Here is a 12,235-nt window from a genome sequence, read left to right as displayed (position 1 = left end):
ATTCTTTGCCGGCCATACCCGCCGAACGGACCTCACGGCCCGTGGAACTCCCGTCGGCACCCACGTTGAGCTGCAGAAATTTCCTCTCCGTGGCCCTCGTGCCGCAAGCTGTGCTGCGTGGCGCGCCGGTGTGACGTACGCCTCGGAAAAGATTTCCCGGAGTCGCCCGAACGTTTCCGGGGGCCGCGGCGTCGTAGGGGAAACGCGGTGAGGGGGGTGGGTTGTGCTGCGCAGAAAGGCCCGCCGGGTCCAGGGGGACCAGCACGGTGATCCGCTGGACGCGGACCAGGAGCGCCGGGTGCGGGCGGTGCTCGCGCTGGGCGGCGTACCGCAGGCGGACCTGCTGGACGGGGTACAGCAGGTCCGCCTGCGGCTGCTGGAGCGGGCCGCGAACGGCCAGGAGGCACCGCGGGACGTCTCGGCGTGGGCGGCGGTGGTCGCCTCCAACCTCGCGATGGACTGGCACCGTGCCAAGCGCCGCCAGGAACGCGTCGGCGAACGGCTGGCCGCCCTCCGCATCCCCGACCACACCTCCGGCGAGGACAGCAGCCTGCTCTCCGTCGCCGTCGCCCGCGGCCTGGACGAACTGCCGGACGCCCAGCGCCAGGTCCTCGTCCTGCGTTTCTACGCCGACCTGCCGGTGCGCGGGATAGCCGAGGAACTCGGCATCCCCGAGGGGACGGTCAAGAGCCGGCTGCACACGGCGGTACGCGCCCTGCGCGCCCGCCTGCACGAGGACGAGGTGGTGTGACATGACCGCCGAACACGAGGCGTACGAGATGTACGACGGCACGGATGCGCTTATGGCCGCGATCACTGACGAGGAGCTACCGGATGAGGCCCGCGCCGACGCCGCCTTCATGGCAGAGCACCGCGAGGCCGAGGCCGACGTGACGCTGCTGCGGCGGCAACTCGCGACCATCGGGGACGCACTGGCCGAGGAGCCGCGACCACACCGGCGGCCCGCTCCGGCACGGGCGCATCGCACCCGGCGTCCCGTGCGCGGGTTCGCCTTCGGTGGCCTTGCCGTCGCCGCCGTCGCGGGCGTCCTGTCGGGGATGATCTGGTTGCTGGGGCAGGCCGGGGGCGTCAATTCGATGTCGGGCGGGAGCAGTGAGGACTCGGGCGCCAAGGCGGCGGGCTCCGCCGCGGCCGGCTCCCCGCTCTTCGGCCCCGGCTACCTCGCCTGCACCCGCCTGATCGCCGAGGGCGAGGTCACGAGGGTGCAGCGGGTGCCCGGCGGCTCCGGCCAGGAGCGGATCACCCTGCACGTGACGCGCTCGTACAAGCCGGAAGAGGGGAAGCCGGAAGGGGGGAAGCCGGAAAAGGGGAAGAAGGAGATCACCTTCCTGGCTGATGAGGACGCCGTCCACAAGGCCCTGCACAAGGGTGACCACGTTCTGGTGGCCCTTGCGGAGGACTCGGCTGTCCCGGACCACGTGGTCGTCGGCGAGAAGTCGATCGCTCGCGAGCGCGCCGGGCTTGCCGGGGCGCTGTCCGAATCCAGATACACCACGTGCGCGCCCGAGTAGCCGGGCTTCGGTGACCGGATCGAACGAGGTACAGCGGAGGGGCGGCCGCCGTACGTGCGACTGCCCCTCCGCTGGTGACACACGATTACTGCGCGACCTTCTCGATCTTCACGCTGCCGGTGCCCGCGACCGTGCCGCGTGCGTTGACCAGCTGGACCTGACCGAAGAACTCACGTCCCTCGGGGGCCGTCGCCAGCGCCGTGGCCTGGCCGCTCACCGTCACCGAGGCGCCGGTGCCGAGCTTGACCGGAGTCGAGTCGTCGACCGTGAGGCTGCCGAGCGCGGCGGAGAAGAACACGTCCCGGTAGTCGTAGCCGGTGGCGCCCGACGGCACCGAGTAGCCTGTGACCTCGACGGTGTAGGTGCCGGCGGCCGGCGAGGCGATGGACACCGCCTCCTCCGAGTCGCCGTCGGCGGACAGCCCGACCTGCGTGCCGGACGCGTCGTACACCGCCAGGTCGAGGTCGGCGGCGTTGTCGGAGACGCCGCCGATCGCCACGTCCAGCGACTTCGCACCCGCCGGCACGGTCACCGTGGTGGTCTGGACCTCGCCCTCCTTGATCGAGGGGCGGGCCGTCTTCGAGGAGCCGAGCGGGCCGCCGACCAGCTTGCCGTCGAGGGCGGCGAAACCGTTGGTCACCTTCCAGGAGGCGGTGACCGGGGTGCCGACCTTGGCCTCGGGCACGGTCACGGTCTCCGGGTCGAAGGCCGCGCCGAGCACGGTGAGGTCCAGCTTGTACGGGTTGTCGAGCAGCGGTGAGGTGCGGCGCGCCTCGACCTCGATCTCCCAGACCCCGGCCTGCGGGTCGGCGTACGAACGGACGTCGGGCTTGCAGCCGTTGCCGTTGAGGTAGTTGTTGTAGCAGTACGGGGTGCCGGTGTCCTCGACCGGGACGCCGTACGGGTGGATGGAGATGAACCGTGTCTGGCTCTTGTCGGCCAGCCCGCTCATCGCGACCTCAAGAGACCGGGCGCCCTCGGGCACGGTCACGAAGTACGACGTGGAGCTGTTGCGCTGCACCGAACCCGCCGCCGAGTAGGTGTAGTCGACGGGCGACGAGACCACGACCGTCGTCAGGATCTGCTTGTCGACGCCCTCGGTCTTCGGGTCGTCGACCTCGAGGATCGCGGACTTGATGCCCGAACTCTTCGCCCGCGCCTGCACCTTGACCGTCACCGGCTGGTTCAGCGGCAGGTTCACCTCGTCCGAGCCGAGGATCTTGAAGGTGTGACCGGCGTTGTTCTCGAAGTACAGCTCGTGCCGCAGTGCCTTGTCCGCGCCGGAGGTACGGGTGATCGTGACGTCGTACGTCTTCTTCTGCCCGGCCTTCAGGCCGCCCTCGCGGTCGTACAGGCCCGTGCCGTAGCCCGGGGTCTTCAGCGCGTAGTCGATCGCGGTGTCGACGGGCGCCTTCACGGTGTAGTCGTGCGCGGTGGCGTGGTCGCGGATGGACTCCCACGCGTCGACGATGTTGATCCGGCCCGCGCCCTCCTCGTACGCCTGCACATCCTTGATGTGGTCGGCGGTCGAGGTGAGGGCCGTGCGCAGGTCGGCGGGGGAGAGGCTGATCCCCTTCTCCTTGGCCGCCGACAGGAGCAGGGCCGAGGCTCCCGCCGCCTGCGGGGACGCCATCGACGTGCCCTGGAGCATGGAGTAGCCGGCCGGCAGCGAGTAGCCCGCCTCGGCGACCGGGGAGCCGGGCAGCCAGGTCTGGGTGGTGTTGATCGCGGCGCCGGGCGCCACCAGCGTCGGCGTGAAGCCGCCGTCCTCACGCGGACCGCGCGAGGAGAAGGGGAGCAGCTGGTACTTCGTCGTCACCTGGGAGCCGTAGTTGGCGGCCCAGGTGTCCTTGGAGATGCCCGCGCCGACCGAGATGACCTTGTCGGCGAGACCGGGGTCACCGATGGTGTTGGCGCCCGGGCCGGAGTTGCCCGCGGAGATGACGAGCTGCACGCCGTAGGTGTCGATGAGCCGCGTGTACAGCTCCGCACGGGCGTTGTTGCCGTCGTTCAGGGCCGGCAGGCCGCCGATCGACATGTTGACGATGTCGACGCCCCGGTTGGCGACCAGGTCGATCATGCCCTCGGTGAGCGCGACGTTGGTGCAGCCGCCGGTCCAGGTGCAGGCCCGGGAGGAGACGATCTTCGCACCGGGGGCGGCGCCGTTCATCTTGCCGCCGAACAGCCCGTTGGCGGCGGTGATGCCGGCGACGTGGGTGCCGTGCTCGGACTCGATGACGCCGATGTTGACGTAGTCGGCCTTGGCGCCGGACGCGTTGTAGACGACGTCCTTGCGGATCTCGACGACGAACGGGATGCGCTCGACGACGTCCGTGGCCGGGTTGTCCGTGCCGAAGTAGCCGATCTGGTAGCCGTCCTTGTACGGCTTCATCGGCACGTCGTCGGTGAAGTCCAGGTTGTCGTCGGTGTCGACGCGCACGGTGCCGGAGGCCGCGTCGTACAGCACACCCCAGGCGTCGGTGGTGTCGCCGTCGCGGTTCAGGTCGCCCTTCATGTCGCCACCGGTGGTGGCGGACTCGTACATGTAGTTGAACCTGTACGAGCCCTCGGGCGCCTTGAACGTCTCCGTGCCCTGGGTGGGCGTGGTGATGGAGAACGCCGGGCCGGAGGCCGGGGCGGTCATCCGCCGCCAGGTGCCGTCGCCGTCGTTGACCGGGTCGGTCGAGGTCACCCAGTCGACGATCTTCCGCTCGCCCGTGGTGGTCTTCTGCAGCGCCGGGTGGCCGAGGTCGACGCCGGAGTCCAGGATGCCGATGGTGATGCCCCGGCCGTCCGCCTCCGGGTGCTCCTTGACGAAGTCGACGGCGCCCGTCTCGAAGGAGGGGTTGTAGGGGTTCTCGGCGGGGGTGTTCTTGTTCGGCGCCGGGTAGGTCTTCGCGGCCTTCGCCGACTTGGCGGTGTCCGACACCGTCGGGTCGTCGAGCTGGATCTCCTGGCGCAGGTCGATCGCGTGCACCGAGGACAGCTTCGCGGCGGCGGCGATCGCCGAGTCCGCCCGGCCGGTCGGGACGGTGGCGCGGACGTAGCCGAGCTTGTCGTACGTACGGCCCACCGAGCCGCCCTTGACGCCGTCCAGCTCCTGGGCGACCTGCTCGGTCTGCCCCGGCGCGGTCGCGATCATCATGGTGACGTTCTTGGTGCCGTCGGCCTTGGCCTCGGCGAGCAGTTCGGCGTCGTCCGAACCCAGCTTGTCGTGGGCCGACTTGGTCTCCGCGGTGGCGGTGGCGGCGGTCGGGGACGAGGTCGCGGCGGCCGCCATGGGTATCGGCCCGGCGGCGGAGAGCGCGGCCACGACACCGACGGCGACGGCTATCCGGCCCAGGCGTCTGTGGCCCGGTATCGGGTCGTGTTGGGGGGCGAGGGTCATCTGCATCCCTTGTAGGTAAAGGAACGAGCGCGGAATGACCGGAACTTGGTCAAGTACCGGCACATAGGCGCACAGCTTTCCTCAAGGGAACGCCCTTTTGGGAACGTTGACCGAATCGATATGAACGTATGGGGAAAACCCCCGGTCTGTGTCCTTGCTGTGCGCGGAAATCCTGTTGGCCGTCGCCGCCCGGCGCCTCTAACGTGCGGATGTGCGCGAGAAGCTGAGGGTGGCGGCCTACGCCGTGTGCGTCCGCGACGGACAGATCCTGCTCGCCCGGTCACCCGACGACGACGGCACCCCCGAGTGGGTCCTGCCCGGCGGCGGCATGGAGCACGGCGAGGACCCGTACGACACGGTCCGCCGCGAGCTCATGGAGGAGACCGGCTACAGCATCGAGGTGACCGGACTGCTGGGCATCGACTCCTACCGGCACCACTTCGCCGCCGAGGGCCCGCTGCGCCTGCCCACCGACCACCACAGCGTGCGGATCATCTACACCGGTGAGATCGTCGGCGGCGAACTGCGCAACGAGATCGGCGGTTCCACCGACATGGCCGCCTGGCAGGACCTGGACGTCGTACCGGCCCTCCGGCACGTCCCGCTGATCGATGTCGCACTGCGGCTGTGGCGGGAGCGGCCGGCGGCGGGGCGGTTCGCGGAAGACCGGTCGTAGCGGTCGTCGCGGTCGTAGCGGTCTTGGCGGTCGCAGGAGTCGCAGGAGTCGTAGCGGTCGTAGCGGCCGTAGCGGTGGTAGCAATCGTAAGCGCCGGAGACCCTCCCCTACCCCGGCAGATGAACGCGGAGTAGCCGCCCCCCGGACGCCCGCAATCCGCTCCATGACCGGTCCCCACCTCACCTGATCCACGTACGGTGATCGGCGCTGCGCGTTGCCGCCGCGTTCACGCGCAGGCCATCCCCGGTGCCAACGATCCAGAGTGAGCGGGAAGTTCGCGGAAGCGATCGCCCGCGACCACTGTCGGACGCGTTCGTACCCGGGGAGACCGCGCCATGTCGCGCATACGCTCAGTCGCCACCTCCGCGGCCCGGAAGGGCCGCGAGGCGCTGGAGATCAACCGCCGTACCGTGCTCGCCGCCGCCGGAGCCGTCTCGCTCTCCGCGGGCGTCGGCTACGCCCTGCGCCCCACCGACAGCCAGGCCGCGCCCACCGCGACCGAGGAGCAGGAACCGGTCGCCGAGGGCCGCAGGGCCGCCGCGGCCCCCCTCGCGCCGTACACCAAGGGCACCACCCTCGCCTCCGTCGCCGCGCCCCGCACGGGTTCCGGGTACCGGCGGCTCGGCGACGGCGCCGGCTGGTCACGCGTGCTCCGCTCCGACCTGGCCGCCGCCAAGTCCGGCCGGGCCGGCCGCCGCACCGCCCTCGCCTCGTTCGTGCAGTTCACCGACCTGCACCTGATGGACGTCCAGCACCCGCTGCGCCTCGAATACCTGCGCGCCCACGACCCGCACGCCTGGCGCCCCCACGAGGCGCTCACCGTGCCCGGCGCCATCTCCCTCGTCGAGCGGGTGAACGCGCTGCGCGGCGCCCCGGTCACCGGCTCCCCGCTGCACTTCGTGATGACGACCGGCGACAACACCGACAACAACGCCCACTCCGAGCTGGAGTGGTTCATGAAGGTGATGAGCGGCGGCCGGATCACCCCCAACAGCGGCGACCCCAAGCACTACGAGGGCGTGCAGAACAGCGGCCTCAAGCTGTACTGGCAGGCCTCCGCCACGGCCCGCGACAACGACAAGGCGCTCGGCTTCCCGCATCTCGCCGGCTTCCTCGCCGCCGCGATCCGCGAGGTGAACAGCCCCGGCCTCAACCTCCCCTGGTACTCCACCGTCGGCAACCACGACGCCCTGCCGCTCGGCTGCTTCGGCTCCCACGCCGACCCCTACCTCGCCGCGGCCGCGGTCGCCGGCAAGAAGCTGATGACGGTGACCGACGCCGAGGCCAGGAAGCTCCAGGACTCCATCCGCACGGCCCAGGACCCGAAGGGCAGCGGCTACCGCGACTTCCTCAAGGCCCACGCCCGTTCCATGCGCTCGGTCACCGCGGACGACAAGCGCGCCCCGTACACGGCCGCGGAGTACCTCAAGGCCCACCTGGACCCGGCCTACCAGGGTGTCGGCCCGGTCGGCCACGGCTACTCCTCCGCGAACCTGGCCGCGGGCACCCAGTACTACGCCTTCCGTATCTCCGACGACGTCATCGGCATCAGCCTGGACACGACGGACGCCGGCGGCCACTACGACGGATCGATCGGCACGGCCCAACTGGCCTGGCTGGAGAAGACCCTGCGGGAGAACAAGGACTCCTACGCCGTCGTCTTCAGCCACCACACCAGCCAGACGATGACCAACACCCGCCCCGACCCGGCCCACCCGGGCGACCGCCGCCACTCGGGCGCCGAGCTGGTCACCCTCCTCAACCGCCACGCCAACGTGCTGGCCTGGGTGAACGGCCACATCCACCGCAACCTCATCACCCCGCACAAGGCCTCGAACGGCAACTCCTTCTGGGAGATCACCACCGCCTCGCACGTCGACTACCCCCAGCTCGCCCGGGTCGTGGAGCTGGCGGACAACAAGGACGGCACGGTCTCGCTCTTCACCACGCTGATCGAGTCGGCGGCCCCGCACCGCACGGACTTCTCCGACCTCTCCCAGACCGGCCTCGCGGCCCTCTACCGCGAACTCGCCTTCAACGCCCCCGGTTCCAGCAAGGTCCTGGGCGGCGACGCCGTGGACCGGAACACCGAGCTGGTTCTGAAGAAGGGCTGAAACTCACCCGCCTGGCCTACAGCCGGGCAACCTCTCCGATCACGACGGTGTCCCTTCCCCCGACCGGTGACCGACCGGTGACCCGACCGGGGGAGAGACATGTTCGTACGCACGACACTGATGGCGGCCACGGCGGCGGCCCTGGCCGCGGTACTGGCGGCACCGGCGGTGGCGGCGCCCGCCGCCGGCCACCAGGCCACCCGCAAGGCGGTGCGGGCCGCGGTCGAGGCGGGTGTGCCCGGGGTGACGGCCACGGCCCGTGACCCGCGCGGCACCTGGTCGACGACGGCCGGGGTGGGCGACACCCGGACCGGCGCCCCGCGCTCCGCCTCCGACCGCTACCGGGTCGGCAGCATCACGAAGACCCTCGTCGCCACCGTGCTGCTCCAGCTGGAGGCGGAGGGCCGCCTGTCCCTGGACGACACGGTGGACAAGTGGCTGCCGGGAGTGGTGACCGGCCACGGCAACGACGGCCGCCGTGTCACCGTCCGCCGGCTCCTCAACCACACCAGCGGCATCTTCGACTACACGGCGGACGACGACTTCGGCCGCACGTACTTCACGAAGGACGGCTTCTTCCAGCACCGCTACGACACGCTGACGCCCGCCGGGCTGGTCGCCATCGCGATGAAGCACAAGCCGGCCTTCGCGCCGGGCACGAGCTGGGCCTACTCCAACACGAACTACATCCTGGCCGGCATGGTGATCAAGGCGGTGACGGGCCGCTCCTACACCGAGGAGATCACGAACCGGGTGATCCGGCCCCTCCACCTCACCGGCACGTCCCTCCCCGGCACCCGCACCACCCTCCCGCACCCGAGCAGCCGCGCCTACTCGAAACTGACCGACCCGTCCGGCCCGACCTACGACGTCACCGCCCTCAACCCCTCCATGGCCTCCTCCGCCGGCGAGCTGATCTCCACCGGCGCCGACCTGACCCGCTTCTACGAGGCCCTGTTCCGCGGGAAGCTCCTCGCCCCGCACCAGCTGAAGGAGATGAAGACCACGGTCCCCGTCCCCGGCGTCCCCGACAGCGCCTACGGCCTCGGCCTGATCGACCACACCCTCTCCTGCGGTGTCCACGTCTGGGGCCACGAGGGCGGTATCCACGGCTCCACCTCCACGGCGGCCACCACCGCCGACGGCCGCCACGCCCTGGCCGCGAACTTCAACGGCGACTGGGCGGGCGACCCGGGCACCGTTCTCGACGCGGAGTTCTGCGGGGGCTGAGCGCCTTCCGTGAGTGCCCGGAAAAAAATCCAGCGGCGATGTCGAGAACCCGCGGTCCGCTCCGTCCCAGGGGTGAGCGCGGCCACAATGGGTCGCACGAGCACCGAGGAGAACCACCATGGCCAAGTACCTGCTGCTCAAGCACTACCGAGGCGCCCCGGCCGCGGTCAACGACGTACCCATGGACCAGTGGGCGCCCGAGGAGATCACGGCGCACATCCAGTACATGAACGACTTCGCGGCCCGGCTGGAGAAGACCGGCGAGTTCGTCGGCGAGCAGGCCCTCGCCCCCGAGGGGATGTGGGTCCGCTACGACGGTGAGGGGCGCCCGCCGGTCACCGACGGACCGTTCGCGGAGACCAAGGACCTCATCGCCGGCTGGATGATCATCGACGTCGACAGCCACGAGCGTGCCGTCGAACTGGCGGGGGAGCTGTCGGCCGCTCCCGGGGCCGGGGGCAGGCCGATCCACGAGTGGCTGGAGCTGCGCCCGTTCTACGGAGTGCCGCCCACGGTCACGGAATGACCTCGGAAGTGAACGAGGCTCTGCTCCGGAACCTCACACCGAGCGTGCTCGGGATCCTCGTCCGCCGCGGAGCCGATTTCGCGGCGGCCGAGGACGCCGTACAGGACGCACTCGTCGAGGCGGTCCGCGTGTGGCCCGCCGACCCGCCGCGTGACGCGAAGGGCTGGCTGGTCACCGTGGCCTGGCGCAGGTTCCTCGACGCGACCCGGGCGGACGCCGCCCGCCGCCGGCGCGAGGACCTGGCCGAGGAGGAACCGGCCCCCGGGCCGGCGCCCGCGGTGGACGACACGCTCCAGCTCTACTTCCTGTGCGCCCATCCGTCCCTCACCCCGTCCTCCGCGGTCGCGCTCACCCTGCGCGCCGTCGGCGGACTCACCACCCGGCAGATCGCCCAGGCCTACCTGGTGCCCGAGGCGACCATGGCCCAGCGCATCAGCCGGGCCAAACGCACCGTCTCCGGCGTGCGGTTCGACCAGGCCGGCGACGTCGCCACCGTGCTACGCGTCCTCTACCTCGTCTTCAACGAGGGCTACTCCGGCGACGTCGACCTCGCCGGAGAGGCCATCCGGCTCACCCGGCAGCTCGCGGCCCGGGTCGACCACCCCGAGGTGGCCGGGCTGCTTGCCCTCATGCTGCTCCACCACGCCCGCCGCGCCGCCCGCACCGCCCCCGACGGCAGCCTGGTGCCGCTCGCCGAGCAGGACCGGAGCCGCTGGGACACCCGCCTGATCGCGGAGGGCGTCGGGATCCTCCAGGCGGCCCTCGCCCGCGACCGCCTCGGCGAGTTCCAGGCCCAGGCCGCGATCGCCGCCCTGCACGCGGACGCGCCCGCCGCCGAGGAGACCGACTGGGTGCAGATCGTCGAGTGGTACGACGAACTCGCCCGCCTGACCGACAGCCCGGTGGTCCGGCTCAACCGCGCGGTCGCCGTGGGCGAGGCCGACGGACCCCGGGCCGGCCTGGCCGCGCTCGCGGCGCTCGACCCCGCCCTGCCCCGGCACACCGCGGCCGAGGCCTACCTCCGCGAACGCGACGGCGACCCGGCGACCGCGGCGCGGCTGTACGCCGAGGCGGCCCGGAAGGCGACCGACCTCGCCGAACGCGACCATCTGACCCGTCAGGCCGCCCGGCTCAACGCCCGCCGGAGCCGACGCTGACACCGTCGTACGTTCGGGTGTCGCGCTTGCCGATTTTTTGCCGTCGGCCGGGTCGGCCCCGCACCTCCCGCCGCCCCGACAAGGCCCCGTAAAACCGCAGGTCAGAAGGGTGACGACGAGGGCCGTCGAAGGATGCCGAGGGTGAGGGTCCCGGCACTCGCCGTGTAAATGAATCGGACTCCGATACGAGACATACCGTTCATCCGAATGAAACGTCCGTACCGCCTCATATCGGCTAACCCGAGGTTCCCGGGGATGGCTCGAATTGGTGCAAGGCAGGTGGTCGTGTGGACGCTCGGCTCGGACTTCGTGTCCTCTCGGTCTACGAGGGGTTTTTCTCCGGGGGAGCCCGGATCGTGCACAGTGATGTGCTGCTGGGCCTGGTAGAGGGCGGCCAGCAGTGGCATCGGGTGCTGAGTCTGCACGGTGAGGTCCACCGAGAAGCCACCACCCAACGGATGGAGGACGACGCCTGCTACCGCGCGCTCACCGCCGGTGGCATCGACGTCACCTCCCTCGGCCGCACCGCGGGCCTCGTCGACGGCACGGTCGCGGCGTCGGTTTTCAGCGGGCCCGAGCTGGCCGATACCGCGCGGGCCATGGCCGGCGCGGACGTCATCCTCTCCCTGAAGGAACAGCCGCTCGCCCTCCTCAACCAGGCCGGGCTGCCCCGGCGTCCCGTCGTCGTCTGCCTGCACCGGTCCGACCCGGAGAACCAGGGCCCGGCGCTGGACGAGCTGAAGACCGCCATCGCGGAGGGCAAGGTCGTGGCGTGCGTGTGCTGCGCCGAGTCGACGCGGGACGCGTACGAGGCGGCCGGCATCCCGGGTGAGCTGCTGCACGTCATCCCGAACGGGGTCGATCTGCTCCGCTTCCGCCCGGACGCGGCGGTGCGCCTCGCGTTCCGCGAGTCCGCCGGGATCCCGGCCACCGCGCCCGTCGTCGTCTTCGCCGCCCGGTACGCCGGCATGAAGAACGTGCCGCTCTTCCTGCGGGCGGCCCGCGCCTGGCTGGCCCGCGAGGGCGGTGGCCACGTCGTCATGTGCGGTGCCGGGATGACCGAGGACAACCCCGCCCTGTGGGCCGACATGGAGATCGCCTTCGGCGCCGACCGGGCCGCCCTCGGCGACCGCGTGCACCTCCTCGGCGTACGGCACGACATGGAGGCCGTCTACGCCGGCTCCGACGTCGTCGCCCTCACCTCCGTCTCCGGGGAGGCGGCGCCGCTCTGCCTCATCGAGGGCATGATGTGCGGCGCCGTACCGGTCACGACGGACGTCGGCGACAGCGCGTCGATCGTCGAGGGGCACGGTCTGGTGACGCCCTTCGACCCCGACGCGATCGCCTTCGCGTGGTCGGCGGCGGTGGCCGAACGGGACGCCTTCGCACCGGCGCTGCTCGCGAGCCGCGAGAAGTTCAGCCGTACGCGGATGATCGCCGCGTACGCCGACCTGCTCGCCCGTATCGCCGGCGACGTACGCGACGAACTGCGCCCGGGCGTCGGCGGGCAGTAGGCAGACGGGACCGCCGGGGCTCTCGGAGCCCCGGACGCCTATGTGGTGGCGGGCCAGGTCGCCGCACAGGGGCCGGCTCCCGCCCACCGTCCGTAGCC

The 12,235-nt window shown here is 71.2% G+C and carries 9 protein-coding genes; 8 read left to right on the top strand and 1 reads right to left on the bottom strand.

Going from position 1 to position 12,235, the window contains the following annotated elements; genetic code table 11:
• Window positions 1–223: 223 nt before the first annotated feature.
• Both ACZ5K7_RS03685 and ACZ5K7_RS03680 read left to right on the top strand, forming a co-directional pair.
• The gene (locus ACZ5K7_RS03685) at window positions 224–751 is read left to right on the top strand and encodes an RNA polymerase sigma factor (protein WP_351691008.1); all 528 of its coding nucleotides are present in this window, start codon (window positions 224–226) and stop codon (window positions 749–751) included.
• 1 nt (window position 752) lies between these two features.
• Window positions 753–1,532: a hypothetical protein gene (locus tag ACZ5K7_RS03680; RefSeq protein ID WP_468910022.1), complete on the top strand. Its 780-nt coding sequence runs from the start codon at window positions 753–755 to the stop codon at window positions 1,530–1,532.
• Window positions 1,533–1,617: 85 nt separating this feature from the next.
• On the opposite strand, the gene ACZ5K7_RS03675 is transcribed toward ACZ5K7_RS03680, so the two are convergent.
• Complete coding sequence (locus ACZ5K7_RS03675; RefSeq protein ID WP_468910020.1) at window positions 1,618–4,920, bottom strand: S8 family serine peptidase; 3,303 nt, start codon at window positions 4,918–4,920, stop codon at window positions 1,618–1,620.
• 211 nt (window positions 4,921–5,131) lie between these two features.
• On the opposite strand from ACZ5K7_RS03675, the gene ACZ5K7_RS03670 reads away from it, so the two are divergent.
• The 6 genes from ACZ5K7_RS03670 to ACZ5K7_RS03645 all read left to right on the top strand — a co-directional run bounded on the left by ACZ5K7_RS03670 (window position 5,132) and on the right by ACZ5K7_RS03645 (window position 12,137).
• Window positions 5,132–5,596 carry an NUDIX hydrolase gene (locus ACZ5K7_RS03670; RefSeq protein WP_468910017.1) on the top strand — a complete coding sequence of 155 codons (465 nt, stop codon included), beginning with the start codon at window positions 5,132–5,134 and terminating at the stop codon, window positions 5,594–5,596.
• Between the two features lie 335 nt (window positions 5,597–5,931).
• A complete protein-coding gene (locus tag ACZ5K7_RS03665; protein WP_468910014.1) occupies window positions 5,932–7,710 on the top strand; it encodes a TIGR03767 family metallophosphoesterase in 1,779 nt (592 codons plus the stop codon).
• Between the two features lie 99 nt (window positions 7,711–7,809).
• On the top strand, window positions 7,810–8,940 hold the full coding sequence (locus ACZ5K7_RS03660) for a serine hydrolase domain-containing protein (RefSeq protein WP_351691013.1): 1,131 nt from the start codon (window positions 7,810–7,812) through the stop codon (window positions 8,938–8,940).
• A gap of 118 nt (window positions 8,941–9,058) precedes the next feature.
• Window positions 9,059–9,466 (top strand): YciI family protein, encoded by a 408-nt coding sequence (locus ACZ5K7_RS03655; RefSeq protein WP_351691014.1) that lies wholly within the window; start codon window positions 9,059–9,061, stop codon window positions 9,464–9,466.
• An 8-nt stretch (window positions 9,467–9,474) separates the two neighbouring features.
• A complete protein-coding gene (locus ACZ5K7_RS03650; protein ID WP_351692806.1) occupies window positions 9,475–10,623 on the top strand; it encodes an RNA polymerase sigma factor in 1,149 nt (382 codons plus the stop codon).
• Between the two features lie 356 nt (window positions 10,624–10,979).
• Complete coding sequence (locus ACZ5K7_RS03645; RefSeq protein ID WP_351691015.1) at window positions 10,980–12,137, top strand: glycosyltransferase; 1,158 nt, start codon at window positions 10,980–10,982, stop codon at window positions 12,135–12,137.
• Window positions 12,138–12,235 lie beyond the last annotated feature (98 nt).

It is taken from the genome of Streptomyces sp. NPDC031497, assembly GCF_055580905.1.
The sequence above is the reverse complement of the archived record's forward strand: the minus strand, read 5'-3'. Positions and strand labels throughout refer to the sequence as shown.